Consider the following 17,677-nt stretch of genomic DNA (forward strand, 5'->3'; position numbering starts at 1 on the left):
AGTTTTAATTATTTAAAATTTTTTCGTATAATTTTTTAATATCTATTCCCACTTTATTTATGTCGTATTTGTCTTCAATCAATTTTCTCCCATTCTCTCCCAGTTCCTTCAGTTCAAGAGTATTCTTTAAAAATACATTCTTTAAAGTGCTGCTTAAACTTGTGACAGACAATTCAATCCACCAACCGCAATGATTTATGTTTAAATCCTCCCAAGGAGTCCCTTTTGTGGTAATGACTGGTACACCAACGGCTAAAGCTTCGGCCACAACAATACCAAAATTCTCACTGTGAGTGGGCAATACCATTATGTCAGCTGATTTCAAAAAATCCCATTTTTCTTCACCATATTTTGCTCCTACGAAATGTGCATTGGGAATATCTTTGGCACTTTGAGTCAAAATTTGTATATAATCGGCATCGCCATTTCCAGCAATTTCTAATGTCCATCCTCGAGTATTGGTTGCGCGCCAAGCTTCTAACAATATTTCAATTCCTTTTTTGGGATGAATGCGCGATAAAAATATCACTTTTTTAGTTCCGTATAATTCTTTTTTCTTTTTAATTTCACTTAAATCAATGCCGTTAGGAATGATGGTTAGTTCGTTTGTGTATCCTAAGTTTCTAACACTTTCCTTTTCCATTGGTGCCGTAACGTGCAGGTGTTCGGCATTTTTTATTGCTTTGTTTTGGTATAAAAAAAGGCCTAATTTTTTTTTCCAAGGATTATGCGCCAAAATCCAAGGTTCTAGCATACCATGCGGTGATAAAACTACTTTAATGCCTAATTCTTGCGCTACTTTTTGAAAGCCCCAGTTTTGCGGCGTCCAGATACCGTTAATATGAACAATGGCAGGATTTTCTTTTTTTAAAAAAAATCTAAATTCATTCAAAAGATTAAACCACCGCCAAACTTTACAATCAAAGAACTGAATTTTAATTCCCTCTAAAGCTATTGGTGATTCTGACTTTCCGGTTGCTACGACCAAGTCAACTTTTGATTTTAGGGTGTTACCTAATAGACGCATATATTCGGTTGTACCACCAGCAGTTTTGTCTATAGTATCGATAAAATGGATTACTTTCATTTGTTTAGTATAATTTGTTGATATACTTTTTCGATTGAATTGACAAAACCTTCATCCGAAAATTTTTTTGAGCGTAAAATTGATTTTTCTGTTGCATTCTCGAGTTCCTGTGGTGCTAAACGCACTACTTTTTCCAATTCCTTGGCAGCAATTATTTTCCAATCCAGTACTTTTTGTATGTCATTTGGTTTTTTTGGGATATAAAATCCTGCATCTCCCGCTACTTCTTTCATCGGATCTTCATTTGTTGTAATTACCAAACTTCCCGAGGCCATTGCTTCAACTATTGGCCAGCCGAAACCTTCATACAAAGAGGGAAATAGAAGAACAGAGGCTCCTTGATAAAATTGCTTTAATTGATAATCATTAATATTTGTTATAAAATAAATAGATTGTGAAACTATAGTGTTTTCTCTGCAGGAAATCAGCGCTTCAGACGGGGGTTCCCCAATTAAAATTAAAGGTATATTTGCTATAAAATCTTGTGCCCATTGGTCATAAATTTCAATGACCCCTATCTTATTTTTGTAAAAAGCATTACCGCCAACGTGAAGAATATAGCCTTTGGATAAATTAATATTAAATTGATTTGTAAGAAGCTCGCGTACCTCTGTTTTATTTTTTACAGGTTCGAAATTTTGATTTAAACCGTTATAAACCACTTTTGAAATTTTTGGTGGTTTAGTCAATAAAAAATGTAAATCCGTTTGAGTTTTAATAGAAATACTGATGAAATTTTCTGCTTTACGATAGCCCCATCTGATAAATTTTTGATAATATTTCCCTGTTGTACCAATCCTATTTTCAGGTAATAAGCCAAAAGCTGATTGTTGTGCTAGAAAATCGTGGCAATGCACTACGTGATTTCTATCGCTAACCAGAGGTACCCAAGGTCCTAATGCATTGTCTGCAAAAACAAATAAAGTATCTTTGCTACAACTGAATAAACGCAATTTTACAATAATTGGAAAAACCAAATACTGGTCAATATAACCCAGCCACTTTTCGAGAAATGGTTTTTTAAAAGCTAGTTGAAAAAAGATAGCTTTAGGGCTCCATACTGTCAATTCGTGGCCTTTCTGCAACATTCCTTCCTCAATCATTTTGGCGAAACGTGGCATGCTTTGGTGGGCTAAAAAAGACGGATGGGCAAAAAGTATAATTTTCATTTATTCAGCTTTCTTTCTTATATTTATACTTGCATCTAGCAAACCAGCGGCAACAATGGAACAACCGAGCATACTAGGTTGTGCCCATTGCCCTTGAGTTATTAAAAAAAGAGCAGATCCACAAAATGCTAAAGGCAGTAATTTGTATGTTGCCGGTAAGGTTATTGATTTATAAAAATAACTTATTGCTAAAAGCAACCTTAATGCTATAAGAGCTCCGCCTAAAATTAGACCTTGCTCACCAGCCACTCGTCCTAACTCACCTTCTGAAATTAAGAATTCTACCTTGCCAGTTAACATTTGCGCTCCTGCATTAGTGCCCATGCCCAAATTTCCAATGAATAAATCCGACTTAGATAAATTAACGATCGGTTGGGTAAAACCTTCTAATGCTCTTTCGACGAAAGAACTATTTTGACTTTTCTCGAACTGGTCGGCTTCATCAACTCTACTCATAAAAACCTCAGTTCCGAGATTAAAAATTGAGGTTGTTTTCTGCAAAACGATGAATAAAATGGTTATTACTACTACCACTGATAAAATCTTAAATATTGATTTAAAACTGGTGGTAGATCCAACAAAAGCGAATAAAGCAACAAGAAATACTCCACCTACTGCAGTTCTACTAACCGTAATCGGCAATGCGATCAACAATGCCAAGCTACTTGATATAAGTAAAATTTTAGAACATTTCTCTTTTGATAGCCAGAAATAAAATACAAACACAGAAACTAAGATATAATAAGCTGACAATCCGGTCGTGAATGAAAAAGTACCCGAGGGACGAAAATAACCCCTATATCCATTAAAACCTGCACTCCCCTCGCCACCAATTCCGATATTGATAAAGGCTGTCTGTGGACTAATAAATTGTAAATAGACAATTAATGTAACTAGAATATTGATTGCCAATAGCACACGTCCTATTTTTAGGATGTCTTCTTTTGTAAAAACAGCGCCAATAATAAAAATTAATGGGAAATGAAGCAACATTATCCTAGCGCCATATAGGCCTACAAATATATTTCCGTGGCCAAAAGTAAGAGTGATGATAAAAGCTAATAGGGTTATAATAAAACTGGCAACAATGTACCCATTCATAAACTTTACATTTGACGTAAAAGCTTTGATTATTATATAAATAGCAATTGGATCACGCACCACCAATAGGGGCGTAGCCAAACTAGGTAAAACCCATTTGCGCAAAGCTCCTTCAAAAACCCAAAGTAAAAAATACAACCAAATGGCTATTTTTATTGAATTGTATTTTGAACTATCCTCTTGTTCTGTAATTGTATTCATTAGGGCTAATTAATTATAAAATTTTCAAAGTCGAAAGGGCATCAGCCATTTCTTGACCATAAACCGACCACGGTCTAGTTCGAGCTTTATTTTGCGCCGCAAGACCATAATGTTCCAATAATTCTGGAGCTTCAAGTATTTTGGTAAATACTTTTTTAATAGCAATTGATGAAGCGGCTGGTACTATCCATCCGTCCTCGCCATCCTTGATTAGGTCTGGTCCAGCTGTACGGTCCGTTGTGATAACTGGTAAACCTTGCGACATTGCTTCCGTAATTACCAGGCCAAAACCCTCAAAAAGCGACGGAAAAACGAAAATATCATGTTCACGCATGCAAGCCAATACCTGATCGTGTGATAAGGAAGGAATCCATTCGTGTTTTTCTAAGGCTAGATTCAATGCTTCACAATTCGCTACTGCTTTATGCCCTACAATGGTTAACTCTACTTGATTGTGCAGTTCCTCAACAGCTTCAAACAAATAGGAAAGCCCTTTTCTTTGCGACAGACCTCCAATAAATAAAACCTTTAGTTTTCTATTGGCAAGTTTTTTATATTCTTTTTTTTGCGTCACTTCGGGAAAACCATAGGGGATTACTTTTATTTCAGGTAGATTTCCTGAATACTCTTCTAAAGTTTTTTTTGTAAAACTGCTAGCCACAAAAATAACATCGGCTAAGGCCAATTCTTTGTCTTTATTATTCAGCTTGCTAACCGAGTCGTTAAAACCTGTAAGTGTAATTGACCAATCAGGATTGATTTCAAATTCTTTTTGCATTAATAAACGAGCACTTTTCCAATAACCAATAGGTAAATCATAAATACAATGAAGACCTAATTGTTTTGCTTTCGTAAAAGTGGCTAAAGCACCATCTTCATAAGCATATACTCCCGTAATTCCATCTTCTTTTGCTTTAGCTAAATTATTAGCTACCCATCTATCGTTTTTTTGATACACTTTATCAATACAAAAAAAACCGTTTTCATGTTTTATGAAATACTCTAAATGAAATTTTGAAGCCAATAAACGCCCAAACTCAAAAAAAGATTTCGATCGTGTAAATGGTTGCCAAGTTGTATCTAAACTTCTTCTTTTTAAATCCTTCAATTTTGGATTGTTACCCAATTTAAATAACAATTGACCTTGAAATATCGCAATTGAAGTAAATAATTTATAGAGTTGTTTGTTTTTCAACAATCCAATTACCAAATTTTTTGAATTTGCATTTAAAGTTGGATGAGATACAATTAGTTTCATATTTTGGAAATTGAATTAATAAATTGTGTTGCCATACTGCGTAAATCAAACACTTCAGCTCCCATAGGGTTTAAATTCAAATTATTTTTTTCATATTTTGTAATATGCGGAATAGTATATTGTCCTTGAGTTGGTGTCCAATTGCGCGAAACACAAATTGTGCTAATTTGATGCTCTCTGTAAGCTGCATAGACCCCGCTTTTTTCAGTTTGAAAATATGGTGTAGTCGATATCCCAAAAGTACTGTTTATAAGCACTTGCGATATAATCTCTTCCGATTGAATACCCATAACTTCATAATACATATTCAGGTTTTCAAGTATTGATATATAAGTAGTTATTTCAGGACCATTTTTGCCAATAAAAACAAATTTTATTGGGTTTTTAAACCTATTTTTACAGGCTATTACATCAGTAACAAAGTCCTTAAATGGAGCTCCGGGATGAATAGTTCCAAACAAAACAAACTGTGTAAAATCATTCACTTTACTTTTTATAGCTACCACTGGAATATTACCGCAAATAGGCAAAACATCGGTCTTAATATCGTGTGATTGAAGGAAGAATTGGTATAATTTATTTTGTGTAGTGCTATAATAGGGTTTCCAATTATGAATCATTTTTTTTACTATTAATTGCTGTAATTTACCAATGCATTTGTGTCTCAGCGATGACTCCTTGTCAATTCCTAACCACAATTCGTGAAACATGATGTGCCATCGATGATTGCCCGTTAATTTCTTTAAGAATCCCGGCAACCAAAACGGCAACCCTTTTAGGTTGAAACCGTACGGTACAAACTGAAATGAAATCCAATCGGGTCGGAAATCATTTATAATGTTTTGTGCCCAAATGAATCGCTGTTTGTTTGCGGTTGCATTAGGAATTCGATAGACCTTTACTGCGGTTCCTTCCGTTTGCTGAAACTCTAACGCATATATGGCCACTTGAAAATCGCATAATGACAAAATTTGCACATTATGACCCATCCTCAGGAGTTCACCAGACAAGCGGCGGGTGTAATCACCTACGCCATCTTTTCCAATTTCAACTGAGCCACAAATGAAAAGCAGTTTCATTTATTAATTCGCTCTAAAAATTTAGTAATAGCCTCTTCAAACTTAGAATAATTCATTTTCATAATAGATTCATTATATACAATTATACATTTTTCCAACCTATCACGCCATAATTCATAAGTTAGATTGATAGTAAAGTCGATCAAATCATCACTATTTTCGAATTCGGAGGCGTCTATAAAAGAATCTTTTGGAAAAGTTTCGTAAATAGATGAATCTTTGCCCCAATAAATAGGCAAACAACCCGCTTTAATAGAATGCCAAATTTTCTCTGAAACATAGTGCTTCCAAAGCGTATTTTCAAGTGCAATATTATAACGATGCCCCTTTAGTAATTCTAATTTTGAATCCCACCAATTTGTATTTCCTGAATCAAAACCAGAATTTTTGATTCCTGAAATTTCATTCCATCCATTGCCTATTACCACTCCAACTCCTTTATTATAGGCGCATTGTGCAATTTCTTGCCTTTTTGCATTCAAATCAATGCCATTCTTTGCGTTGCTTTTATTAATCTCACTAAAATCTCTTTTTTGACCAATAAAAATAATATGTTTAGCATTCTCGAATTCTTTTTTGCTTAATATGCTTGATGCTGGTATTAGTTCACCTTTTTTCATTCCCAAATCACAATCATCATCTGAAAGATAACTTGATAGAAAATGGTAATTATTGAAAAATATTCCGCCATTAAAACCATTAATTATGTATATCGGCTTTATTTTACAATAATTATAAATTTCTGTTTTAGTGGTATCGATGAATAACTCATACTGATGAACAATAATTTTTTTAAAAGGAAAGAGCAAAGCCGCTTTTTTCGCAATTTCAATGTTTCTACAAATAATTAATTTTGCAAAAAAAGGATTTTTCTTTTCAACAAAACCTTTCTCTTTAAGTTTTTCCTTAAAGCGATTAATAAAGATTGGTGAATTACCTGATCCAAAAAGAAAATAACTGTATTGCATACTACTTATTTTATTTTTTTTAAATGTTGGTTAAAAATTAATCCAGAACTATTTAAATTTATTTAGTAAAAATGTTATTTGCCGCACCTGATGAGGACTGTTTTAAAAATCAAATTTAAGCTAAAGATCTATAATTAGTTTCCTTTACTCTATTTACACTTTATTGAACTGTTCTTTGTATTCAAAATAAAAAAATACGTTTTAGTCTTTGTGGATGAAAATTATTTAAATTTCGAAACAGTTTTTTCAAAAAATTTAATTTAAGAAAAAATGCAATTTGAGCATTACTTATATTTATAGTAAATCTGTCATATATTATTTGAAAAGGTCTAACAAAAAATCATTAAAAAGTTATAGTATAAAACTTCGAGATAATAATAAAATCCTTTAAATCTATATTTTATCAATTCCTTCCCGTGTTTAAATACTAAACCTATGAACAAATTTAACCGTTTAATGCGATATTTTAAATTCTTTGGGATATTTGCTTTTTTAATTGCATATTGATGACTTCCTACCCATTTTTTGTAACTAACCCAATTAGTGACTTTTCTCCACGGATGTATCACTTTTGCACTAGCTAGAAAAGTAGTATTTGCTACTGTTTTCAGTCTTTCATAAAAATCGGTATCTTCTAGCGCTGCAAACGGAAAACCTTCGTCAAATCCATTTAATTTAGTAAATACTTCTTTATCGACAGCGATATTGCAAGACCAAAAACAGCCACCTGTCAAATTTAAAGGGGATATTTCATCAAATCTCTCTTGAAGTCTATCGGCATTGATATATCCTTCGATGCCTTGGTATATGCCTTTATTTATTTCTTTGAAATAGGATAATAGTAGGTCTTGGTCTGGAAGACAATCGTCATCTATAAATACAAGCCAATCCCCTTTGGCATATTTTGCACCATTATTTCTGTTAGATGCAGGTCCTTTTTGAGGGCCTGCCACAAAGGAAACGAAGGGATATTCTTTTTTTAATTTTTCTGTTTCTTCATTGATTTTACTATCATCGCTTACAATGATTTCATAGCTTTTAGCATCGATAGTTTGAAAATCGGGTTCTAAATTATCCAGACACTTTCTTAATAAATCATATCTATTGTAAGTGGGTATTATTACTGAAAGAAACATAGTTTTTATTTTTAATATTTATAAATTAAACAGATATTGTGAACGATACGAGACTTAATGTGAAATGTATTTACATTCTTTTTTTTATGAAACGAGCGGGTACACCAGCCCAAATTTCATACGGTGGAATACATTTATTTACTAGTGATCCCGCTGCAATTACAGATCCTTGTCCAATAGTTACGCCTTGCAAAATAACACAAGAAGTTCCAATCCAAACGTCATCTTCAATGTTGATTTCCTTACTTGTAATTGCTTGTGAATTAATATATGAATTGCGATTAAACTCGTGTCCCGTATCATTAATGGTGCATTTACTTGCAATTAAACAATTATTGCCAATGATTATTTTTGAATTACAAACAAACTCACAAGCATGGCCGATAAATACTTTTTCTCCTAATTTAATATAGGAATTATCGTTGAATGGTTGCCATAATCTAAAATCAACGTCGTCTTGAATTTCGCAGTTGCTTCCTAAAATTATTTTGTTAGGCCAATCACATCTAACTTTGCCAATTCGAGTACCTTTTCCATATTGTAATCCCCTTATTTTAAGAGAAAAAACAGATATTTTATTTGTAAAATTCTGAATTTTATTGAAGACTAAGGCTAATTTAGTGGGTTGTTTCATAGCTGTCATTTTTAATTTGTAGAATTTTAAATATACTGAAGATAGTTGTTTGCAATAAAGCAACTAACCCAAGCCCAATATTAAAAAATAAAACTCCCTCTAAATTACTTAGGTCTAATATACTAGCAAAAATAATTATCGCCAACAAATTTATTGAAATTAAAATAATAGGTGACAATGCCCAACCTCTACTACTGTATAACGCAAATGATATTGCCGACAATAAACTAACGCAACTTCCAATTATGCTTAGCAATAATTCGTAATCTAAATTGTTATAATCTTTGCCAAGAATCCAAAGTATTGGTGCAGGAAAAAAATAAACTATCAAAACAATAAAACTTAAAATTAGCATCAGAAAAAACATAGTTTGAAAAAAACGTTGCAATAATATTTTTTTTTCTAATTGCAATTTAGCAAAACGCGGTATAATTAGGGTCGTAATTATGGTGACAAAGACACTAAGTATAACACTTAATCTAGTCAACGCTCCTAATTGAGCCAAGGAGGTAGTATTGCCAAAGATAGAGATTAACCAAATTGTAATTTGACCCGAAACGCAGTAATAGATGGATGTCGGTAGAATACGTTTAACTAAATCCAATATTTCTTTTTTAATTTTTGGATCAGGTTGTTCCTCCTTAGAGGCATATGTATATACAATTTTTCGCAAACCAAAATTTCCCCAAATGCGAGGTATTCCAGCTGCCAAAATAGCAACAAATGCCCAAGGAAACACCAACATTGCAAGTCCAGAAAGTACTAATCTACCGATTCCAACTTCTACTTGATTTCGTTGCAGCGGCAAAATAGCTTGATTTAATTTGGGTATAATTTCTAATAAGGAATCTGATAAAGCAGCATAAAAAGCTGGGATTAACGCTAAAGCAAGCAATAGCGATGTTAGCCAACTAGCGCCATTGTGCAATAAAAAATAAAATAAAATAGGTACAGATACGAGCAAACTTCCTATTGCAAATTTTTTTCGAAGATCTAAACCTGTCGCTAATATAATCCCCAGTTTTTGTTTATCCTGCCAAACTTTTCCGCCTTGTGCCATAACACCTGTGGTAATACCACCATCCGCAAGTACTGTCATCGTGCCCAGCATAGTATTTGCTAAAGTATAAAAAGCATATTCCTGAACCGGCAACAAACGAATAATAAGAATTCCGGAAGCAAAGCCAACCGCCTGCACAATAATTTGTGCACTTCCAGTGATCGAAATTAATCTGCCCCAACTCACGATGGTATCGTATTTAGGATGCTGTTTGAGTTTGATCAAAATATCTTTCAAGAAATGGAAATAAATTAGTTACAAATAGATTTTTATACTCGTTTTTCTTAGCCTTTTCCAATCCCTTTTACCCGAAAACCAATTGCTGTTAGTTGTTCAGAATCTAAAATATTACGACCGTCAAAGACGAATGCAGGTTTAAACATATTGATATATATGGTTTTCCAATCGTAAGTTTTAAATTCCTCCCATTCCGTAAGCACAGCGACAGCATGTGCTTGATGTAGAGCTGCCATTGAGGTGTTGTAAACAAAAATTTGTTTTAGTTTTGAGGTTATTTTTTGCTCAGTTAGGCCTTTTAATTCCCATAAATAGGCCATATCCGCCTTAATTTTCGCCTCAGAAACTTTAGGGTCATATACATGTATTTGAGCCCCATCTTCTATCAAATAATCGGCAACATAAATTGCTGCAGATTCACGGGTGTCATTCGTGTCTTTTTTGAAAGCCCATCCTAAAAAAGTGATTTTTTTGTCACTGACGGTGTTAAACAATGAACTAATAATATTCTTCGCAAATCGGGATTTTTGATAATCGTTTAGAATTATTACTTGCTCCCAATAATCTGCTACTTCTGGTAAATTAAAATAACGACATAAATAAACCAAATTTAAAATATCTTTTTGAAAACAAGAACCTCCAAAACCTACAGATGCTTTGAGAAATTTAGGGCCTATGCGGCTATCTGTTCCAATGGCATTGGCAACTTCATCGACATTAGCCTCAGTAGCTTCGCACAAAGCCGAAAGGGCATTTATAGACGAAATACGTTGCGCTAAGAAAGCATTTGCGGTTAATTTAGATAATTCCGAAGACCAAACATTAGTAGTTAAAATTTGTTTTGGTGTTAGCCAATGGGCATAAACATCAACCAAGGCTTGAATGGCTTCTTTACCTTTTGGAGTTTGTTTTCCTCCTATAAGTACTCTATCTGCATTGAATAGATCTTCGATCGCTGTACCTTCTGCTAAAAATTCTGGATTGGATAATACTTCAAAATGCACACCGCATCCAGTGCTCTCTAAAATAGTCTGTAGGGTTTCAGCAGTACGCACTGGCAATGTTGATTTTTCGACGATAATTTTATCATTTTTAGCAATTCTGGCAATTTGCCTAGCACATAATTCAACAAACTTTAAATCGGCAGCCATACCTTTTCCTTCACCATAAGTTTTGGTTGGGGTATTTACCGCTATAAAAATCATGTCGGCGGCATCGATTGCGGCATCTACGTCTGTAGAGAAAAAAAGATTTCGCCCCCTAGCTTCGGCAACTACCTCGGCTAGCCTAGGTTCGTAAACAGGTAAATTATCTAAGTTTTCATCATTCCAAGCATCAATTCGTGCTTGATTCAAATCCACAACCGTAACTTTAATTTCTGGGCATTTCAGAGCGATAACTGACATTGTTGGGCCACCAACGTAACCGGCCCCGAGACAACAAATATTTTGTATTTTCATTAATTCTAATAATTTTTCTTCAAATATATTTATATATTTAATAATATACTCGAAAATGAGGAAAGATAAAGCATTTTTCGTCATTTTTATGACCCGCATAGAAAAGAATCGAAGTAGATTTCTATATCGATTTAAACTACAAATGCTTTATCAAGAAGGGGTTAGTAAATATTTGAAAGTTCTTTTTTATAAACTTCCTGCCTTAGACTTGAACTTGAAAAACGGTGGTCTCTAGTGTTGAAATAAAGTTCAATTCCTTTTTCTTCACAATAGCTTCTACCGGTAAAATCCCTGTTTTTATATTCATCTCCGACGATACGAACATCAATGGCAAATGATTTTAATATATCTTCCAAATCTTGTTCAGTAGCATACGGAACAACTTCGTCTACAAACTTACAAGCCTTAAGCTGAATGTAGCGTTCGACTACAGTTTGAGTTGGTTTATTTTTTGTTGGACGATCTAAAGTTGGGTCTGTTTGCAAACCAACAATTAAATAATCACAATGTAGCTTTGCTTCTTCAAGCATTTTTACGTGCCCTGCATGCAATAGATCAAAGGCGCTGAAGGTAATTCCTGTTTTCATCTTTTTAGTTTTTAAATTATTTAGGTATATCTGGTGCTTACTATTCTACAATTTTGTTTTTAAAAAAAAGCAATTGAAATTCCTATTTGGAATGTGCCTATAGTCAACAAAATTTAAAAGGGCTGATTTATAGTTCATTGCGTATAGAAAATTATAAATTGGTTGGATATTAATTTCGATTAGCTTCGACTAAAACTACAAACATCGCATCGTAGTCAAGTTTATCAAGTGTTTTTTTTGGTCATAAATAGCCTTCAAAATAGAATAGAAAAAAATATTAATTGTTTTGTCTATTCCTCTAATCTTGCATTTGATAATAAAGTAACAACTAGAATTACAATTCTCCAACAATTTCGATTTCAAAAATAGATATGATTTTACAACTAGAATAATAAATCTGTTCAAAGGATTTTAAAAATCGATAAAGGACATAAGAAGTGTTTTTTGTAACTATTTCGATTCTAGAACTAATGTAAAATGGATGTAATTATTGAAATTTAAATTATGAAATCACAATATCCGTAGAGATTAAAAATCAAGACAAGCTAGTAAAATGCGCCAAAAGTTTCCTTGTGTAGGATAAATAAGGTAGCTAAAAAGTCATTTGGAAACTTAAAAAAATCAATTTTTGCCATTTTTGCGAAGAGAATTGCATAAAGCAAAAGTTTTTAGTAGCACGACAATGCGAATGATATAAGTTTAATAAACTAAAAGAATAAAAGCGCTTTTGACGCTGAAGTTGAAATAGATTTTCGATTTTTAATAAACAAAGATATAATCATTTATGATTAACCCGTTGGGTGTAATTCAATTTAATTTTTTTTAAACACATAGAATCATAGTTTTTTATTAATTTTAACCCGTTGGGTGTAATTATTTGAAGTAAAATAAATTGAATAAATATTGGTCAAGATACTGAAATTCAGTATCTTGAAGTCGCCAAACAAACCAATATTTATGTCAAATATAGTAAAAAAATATTTAAGAGTTTTAGAAGTTATAAGTTCTTTAAATTGTGAATTAGAATTTAAGTCTGGCGTCGGAAGAAAACAAAAAATGTCTGATTTAGAGATAGTTGCATTGAGTTTAACTGCGGAATTTATGTCAATTGACAGTGAAAATTCTTTATTTAAAGAGATAAATAAACAACAAATTCCTAACTTAATTGACCGAAGTCAGTTCAATAAAAGAAGGAGAAAATTATTTTTCTTTTTAGAGGAAGTTAGAGTAAAACTTGCTTCTCATTTTTTAGAATTTGAAAATTATTTTATTGTTGATAGTATGCCATTGGAGATATGCAAATTTGCTCGTCATAACAGAATTAAAATCTGTAAAAAAGATTTTGAAACTGCTCCGTCTAAAGGATTTTGTGCCTCACAAAACAATTGGTTTTATGGTTATAAACTTCACGGTGTTTGTTCAATAAATGGTGTTTTTCATTCATTAGATATTACAAAAGCTGAAGTTCACGATGTCAATTTTTTAAAAAATATAAAAGAACAAATGTCTGATTGTGTGGTTCTTGGCGATAGAGGATATTTATCTGAATCAATTCAGTTAGATTTATTTCAAACAGTAAATATCAAATTGGAAACGCCAAAAAGAACAAATCAAAAAGACTATACGCCTCAACCTTATGTCTTTAGAAAATCAAGAAAAAGAATTGAAACATTATTTTCACAATTGTGTGACCAGTTCAAAATTAGAAACAATTATGCTAAATCTTTTGAAGGATTTAAAACACGGATTTTAGCAAAAATAACGGCATTAACATTGGTTCAATTCATCAATAAATTTATTTTTGATAGACCAATAAATAATATTAAGAATCAAACAATTTAATTACACCCAACGGGTTATGATTATTAAATTCAGCCCAGATTTGATGAATTGAAAAGTGTGCGATAGCCTTAAATTGGGTTAAAGTAAAAAATAGGGCAAAATTTATTTCCAATTATATACCATTGAAACAAACAATACCCTATTTAATTTTGAAAGGAATTTTACTGAAAAAACCAATTTGCATTATGGCAAATCGCTATAAACGGCGAAAATTCTCTTATTGACCTACTAAAAGCTGGGGGTAGGGTGTAGGTATAGCATTCAATAATACTGAACTGATATTATTGACTCTTTTGACCAATAAATGATCCAAACCAACCTCTGAAATCATTTTGCTATTGACAATCATTCCGGAAGGCATATTGCCAAGCCCGCCCGTAACTGTCGAATTGAGTAGATATCCGCTAATGCTGGTTTCGAATAATGGAATATTATCTAGAAAATTACAGCCTTCAACAATCACAGTTTCTCCCTTGATTATCGTCGAGGCTGTATTGTTAGAAAAATTACAAGAATATAGTCCCAATGACGGGGTAGCTTCAATAATATGTTTTCCAGCATTGTTTTTGAAATCGCAGTTGATCAATACAGGTGCATTATGGGCACTTAGGTTTATTGCTACTCCATTACGTTCAAAATTACAATTTATCCAAGCGTTCAAATTATCCACTCTAGTGGTTCGTAATGAAAATCCAGTGCCACAATTGATCACTTGACAGTTGTAAAAAACCGTTTTATCAATATAGGTCATGTGATTGGTTTCATTTCCGCTGAATGCCGGGTCAGGAGTTTGCTTAAAAGCAGTAGGAATGTTAAAAAAATGAACTTGCTCAAACATATTATTGTCCATTCCATACATTTGCGCCACTTCTATTCCGTATAACGATTGATCTCTAAATACAACATATTTCATATTAATTCCATTGGGTTGAAACCAGGTATCTAATCCATCTGACGTTATATGCAGTCCTTTGCTTCCTCCTTGCAAGGTAATGTAATTGAGTGTAAATGCGCCGACACCTGCTCCTCTAACGTTAATCAAATTAAAGTCGTCCTTCAAGCCTACAATTACTGTTTTTCCAGTACCCGCACCTACAATACCCTCGTCTTTATTAATCAATAGGGGGCCGTCAATATAAAATATACCTTCTGGTAAATTTGCAATACCATTTGCATCTATTAAACCTTGAATATATGCTCTGCTGCTGGCCTGCCCAGTCCTGTTTGCGCTCCAATTTGATCCAGTAGGGTCTGCTAATTCAGAAAATATGGGCCTATCCCATTTTTGTTTTTGGGGGCCTAAAATGGAAGAGGTAATATTAGTGGCATTGGTTCCTACTATGGGCGAAGTTTGATTTGTTCCATTATAGCTTACATTAGAACCATCAAAAAAAGATCTAATATCGTAATTTCCTCCACTAACGGCGTATGGAGAAGCATTTGAGTCTATGGTCAGCGTTTTGGCAGTTGTGGTACTTGCTCCACCATTTGTAGAAATCTCTTTGTTTAGTAGGAGTAAATTGTTTGCCTGAATATCAAAAACTGGAGTTGAGGTCACGGCATATCCCAAGCCCGCCATACTTGCTAATTTAACATCATTCATATTTCGCATATGTAATAGAGCCTTTCCAGTGCCCAAACTTTTGAAATTCCAGGCTTCAGCATCTAAACCAATCAAGTTTAAATCCCCAAAATTATCAATATCTGTAGCGTCACCGTGAGAGGTCAACAAGTTCAACCACGCCCAAGTATTGCCTGAACTTGGTGTTGTATTATTGCCTTTTAAGGACAATTGTGGATAATCTGACGTTATCCAATGCTTTATTATTTTATTATTCCTAAAGTAACCACTAACCACATTATTGATGTTAAGTTTACTGCCTATAATATCAATAAACTTACAATTTTCGATTTGTGCATTCGTAGCAGTAATATAACCGCCTGAAACGTGCGAAACAGTGCAATTAGTGATGGCAGCTCCACTCATAAAATTAAGACCATACCATACTTTTACACTAGTGACTAAAACGTTTTTTGCGCCAGCAGCAATATTAATTTCTGGCATTTCATTGTAAGACTGATGTCCAAATAATTTCATATTGCTGTTTAATGTCACTCTTGCAAGGCCACCGAGTCTATAATTCCCAGCTTCTAACCGCACAGCTCCATAGGTGTTTAAAGCAGCTTGAAGGTTGGCTCTTTGCGAATAAGGCAATAAGTACGCATTGAAATATTCAATTTCTTCTGGCAGGTTATTACTGACAAGGGAAACTGCGACCGTGCTTTTTTGGTTCTTTTTTACAGCATAATTGTAGTTCTGTGAGTGAACACCAGCTGCGAAAAAAAATAACAAGTAAATTAAATGTTTCATTGTCCAGATATTATGTACGCATTTGCGCCAGTTTTTCTCATTAGTCCAAAGCTTACCTTGCCTGTGGTACTTTCAAATAGCGCATTGCCATTTATATTGTAGTTAATTGTTACGCCTGATACCGCTTGTATGGTCAATACGGCGCCATTGTGAGCTTCTAAATTGATAATATCACCTACTAACATCGAACTAAAATCTGCTGTTAGGGTTAGCGTAGCAGATTTTGTACATTCTATTGTATTGTTTACATCTCCATTACTGATACTTCTCGATGCTGGAAAAGCGATGATGAGTGATTTGTACGGATTGGATCCATTCGTACCGACTAATCTTTCGGCTGTAGTAGCGTGCAAAGCGTATGGGACGCTCAATAGTTGCGTAATACCGATAATATTGTAGTTCGTACCCCCAGCCGGGTCAACTTGTGTTTCTATAAAATAAGGACCTTTTTCCCACGGAATAGTGCTGAAATTTCCGGTAGTTATAGCTCCTGTTCCAATTTCAAGTGAAACTAGGCCATTGTTATTTGTTTTAGCGAAATGATTTTCTTCAAAAGTAATTGTTCCAGTTGGAGTGCCTTGATGGACTACAACTTTTAGACTTATATTTGAATTAGTCACTAAGTTATTGTTTTTAGTCCGAATAATAGCTTGGTAACTCATTTTTTCTGGTGCCTGCGCAAACACCGTAAGCGCAACGGTCATAAATAAAAGTAGGGTAAGAGGTAGTTTCATGTTTTACTAATTTAGTTTTTAACTATTTTAAATGTTTTCAATATTTTATTCTCATTGTATACTTGTAAGAGGTAAATGGCGGAGCTCAGATTTGTTACATCAATTTGAGTTTCACTTTGTGATATGGTTTCTTGTTTTATAAGCCTGCCTTGAAGATCGTACAGCTGATAAGCTTGCCGCGTACTTTGTGGTTCGTACCCATCCATATTTATGTTGATATAATCTGTTGTTGGATTAGGAAAAATAAATATTTCAGTTCTAGGTTGAATGCTATTTTCTTCAGAAGATAAAGTTGTAATTGCTTCTTCTTGCTGAATACCTTGCGTTACATTGTATACAGACTCACCAATGTAGGTGTAGAATACTTGTCCTATTGAATAAGTGACTGAACCTGCGGTGCCTGCTGCATTTTCGCCCGATGAAATAAAGGTTTCCATAGTATCATTGGTTATAGGCTGAGAAGTTTGACTAATCCCTTTCAAAGAAAAAAACAAGATCATCACAATGAATAGGTTTATGAGTTTGGGGTACAAATGTTTCACAATTTCTGAACTTTTAATTAATATGCAATAATATCAATTGCAATATTATTCAAAAACAAAATAAAATCGACAAAATTTACAATAATTCCGATGAAATACATATAACAAATACTTTTAACATAATTAAACTTATAAAAACACTAAAAAAAATATTGTGAATAAGGTTTTAAAAACAAAATATAATTATATATCAGAAAATACTTTAAAACTA

15 protein-coding genes are annotated in these 17,677 nt (G+C 33.4%); 1 reads left to right on the forward strand and 14 read right to left on the reverse strand.

Annotated elements, in window-relative coordinates:
* Positions 1-4: 4 nt before the first annotated feature.
* From E1750_RS12600 to E1750_RS12650, 11 genes are all read right to left on the reverse strand, one after another.
* Positions 5-1,087 (reverse strand): glycosyltransferase, encoded by a 1,083-nt coding sequence (locus tag E1750_RS12600; RefSeq protein WP_133277119.1) that lies wholly within the window; start codon positions 1,085-1,087, stop codon positions 5-7.
* On the reverse strand, positions 1,084-2,256 hold the full coding sequence (locus E1750_RS12605; RefSeq protein ID WP_133277120.1) for a glycosyltransferase: 1,173 nt from the start codon (positions 2,254-2,256) through the stop codon (positions 1,084-1,086). Before E1750_RS12605 ends, E1750_RS12600 begins: the two co-directional genes overlap by 4 nt.
* Entirely contained in the window at positions 2,257-3,558 is a 1,302-nt protein-coding gene (locus tag E1750_RS12610) for a hypothetical protein (protein ID WP_133277121.1), read from the reverse strand.
* Positions 3,559-3,571: 13 nt separating this feature from the next.
* Positions 3,572-4,816: a glycosyltransferase family 4 protein gene (locus E1750_RS12615; protein WP_133277122.1), complete on the reverse strand. Its 1,245-nt coding sequence runs from the start codon at positions 4,814-4,816 to the stop codon at positions 3,572-3,574.
* Entirely contained in the window at positions 4,813-5,895 is a 1,083-nt protein-coding gene (locus tag E1750_RS12620) for a glycosyltransferase family protein (protein WP_133277123.1), read from the reverse strand. The genes E1750_RS12615 and E1750_RS12620 overlap by 4 nt, the downstream gene beginning before the upstream one ends.
* Complete coding sequence (locus E1750_RS12625) at positions 5,892-6,863, reverse strand: glycosyltransferase family 10 domain-containing protein (RefSeq protein WP_133277124.1); 972 nt, start codon at positions 6,861-6,863, stop codon at positions 5,892-5,894. Before E1750_RS12625 ends, E1750_RS12620 begins: the two co-directional genes overlap by 4 nt.
* 329 nt (positions 6,864-7,192) lie before the next feature.
* Complete coding sequence (locus E1750_RS12630; RefSeq protein ID WP_133277125.1) at positions 7,193-7,999, reverse strand: glycosyltransferase family 2 protein; 807 nt, start codon at positions 7,997-7,999, stop codon at positions 7,193-7,195.
* Between the two features lie 70 nt (positions 8,000-8,069).
* Complete coding sequence (locus E1750_RS12635; protein ID WP_133277126.1) at positions 8,070-8,642, reverse strand: acyltransferase; 573 nt, start codon at positions 8,640-8,642, stop codon at positions 8,070-8,072.
* Positions 8,617-9,732 (reverse strand): MATE family efflux transporter, encoded by a 1,116-nt coding sequence (locus tag E1750_RS12640; protein ID WP_227873893.1) that lies wholly within the window; start codon positions 9,730-9,732, stop codon positions 8,617-8,619. Before E1750_RS12640 ends, E1750_RS12635 begins: the two co-directional genes overlap by 26 nt.
* Positions 9,733-9,977: 245 nt before the next feature.
* A complete protein-coding gene (locus E1750_RS12645; protein WP_133277128.1) occupies positions 9,978-11,390 on the reverse strand; it encodes a nucleotide sugar dehydrogenase in 1,413 nt (470 codons plus the stop codon).
* 161 nt (positions 11,391-11,551) lie between these two features.
* Positions 11,552-11,977, reverse strand: a complete 426-nt coding sequence (locus E1750_RS12650; RefSeq protein WP_133277129.1) for an adenylyltransferase/cytidyltransferase family protein — start codon at positions 11,975-11,977, stop codon at positions 11,552-11,554.
* Between the two features lie 957 nt (positions 11,978-12,934).
* Between E1750_RS12650 and E1750_RS12655 the strand changes: the two genes are divergently transcribed.
* On the forward strand, positions 12,935-13,819 hold the full coding sequence (locus E1750_RS12655) for an IS982 family transposase (RefSeq protein ID WP_133274873.1): 885 nt from the start codon (positions 12,935-12,937) through the stop codon (positions 13,817-13,819).
* 217 nt (positions 13,820-14,036) lie between these two features.
* Here E1750_RS12655 and E1750_RS12660 read toward each other — a convergent pair whose 3' ends face one another.
* The 3 genes from E1750_RS12660 to E1750_RS12670 are packed head-to-tail and all read right to left on the reverse strand — an operon-like array spanning position 14,037 to position 17,466.
* On the reverse strand, positions 14,037-16,190 hold the full coding sequence (locus E1750_RS12660) for a hypothetical protein (protein WP_133277130.1): 2,154 nt from the start codon (positions 16,188-16,190) through the stop codon (positions 14,037-14,039).
* The gene (locus tag E1750_RS12665; RefSeq protein ID WP_133277131.1) at positions 16,187-16,924 is read right to left on the reverse strand and encodes a hypothetical protein; all 738 of its coding nucleotides are present in this window, start codon (positions 16,922-16,924) and stop codon (positions 16,187-16,189) included. Before E1750_RS12665 ends, E1750_RS12660 begins: the two co-directional genes overlap by 4 nt.
* A gap of 11 nt (positions 16,925-16,935) precedes the next feature.
* On the reverse strand, positions 16,936-17,466 hold the full coding sequence (locus E1750_RS12670; RefSeq protein ID WP_133277132.1) for a T9SS type A sorting domain-containing protein: 531 nt from the start codon (positions 17,464-17,466) through the stop codon (positions 16,936-16,938).
* Between the last annotated feature and the right edge of the window lie 211 nt (positions 17,467-17,677).

Origin of the sequence: Flavobacterium nackdongense (assembly GCF_004355225.1) — a bacterium.
Taxonomy (GTDB): domain Bacteria; phylum Bacteroidota; class Bacteroidia; order Flavobacteriales; family Flavobacteriaceae; genus Flavobacterium; species Flavobacterium nackdongense.

Coding starts and splice junctions, on each gene's coding strand:
- E1750_RS12620 (WP_133277123.1), bottom strand. CDS start 5,895: ATGAAACTGCTTTTCATTTGTGGCTCAGTTGAAATTGGAAAAGATGGC.
- E1750_RS12660 (WP_133277130.1), bottom strand. CDS start 16,190: ATGAAACATTTAATTTACTTGTTATTTTTTTTCGCAGCTGGTGTTCAC.
- E1750_RS12645 (WP_133277128.1), bottom strand. CDS start 11,390: ATGAAAATACAAAATATTTGTTGTCTCGGGGCCGGTTACGTTGGTGGC.
- E1750_RS12635 (WP_133277126.1), bottom strand. CDS start 8,642: ATGACAGCTATGAAACAACCCACTAAATTAGCCTTAGTCTTCAATAAA.
- E1750_RS12665 (WP_133277131.1), bottom strand. CDS start 16,924: ATGAAACTACCTCTTACCCTACTTTTATTTATGACCGTTGCGCTTACG.
- E1750_RS12630 (WP_133277125.1), bottom strand. CDS start 7,999: ATGTTTCTTTCAGTAATAATACCCACTTACAATAGATATGATTTATTA.
- E1750_RS12655 (WP_133274873.1), top strand. CDS start 12,935: ATGTCAAATATAGTAAAAAAATATTTAAGAGTTTTAGAAGTTATAAGT.
- E1750_RS12650 (WP_133277129.1), bottom strand. CDS start 11,977: ATGAAAACAGGAATTACCTTCAGCGCCTTTGATCTATTGCATGCAGGG.
- E1750_RS12605 (WP_133277120.1), bottom strand. CDS start 2,256: ATGAAAATTATACTTTTTGCCCATCCGTCTTTTTTAGCCCACCAAAGC.
- E1750_RS12610 (WP_133277121.1), bottom strand. CDS start 3,558: ATGAATACAATTACAGAACAAGAGGATAGTTCAAAATACAATTCAATA.
- E1750_RS12615 (WP_133277122.1), bottom strand. CDS start 4,816: ATGAAACTAATTGTATCTCATCCAACTTTAAATGCAAATTCAAAAAAT.
- E1750_RS12625 (WP_133277124.1), bottom strand. CDS start 6,863: ATGCAATACAGTTATTTTCTTTTTGGATCAGGTAATTCACCAATCTTT.
- E1750_RS12600 (WP_133277119.1), bottom strand. CDS start 1,087: ATGAAAGTAATCCATTTTATCGATACTATAGACAAAACTGCTGGTGGT.
- E1750_RS12640 (WP_227873893.1), bottom strand. CDS start 9,732: ATGACAGTACTTGCGGATGGTGGTATTACCACAGGTGTTATGGCACAA.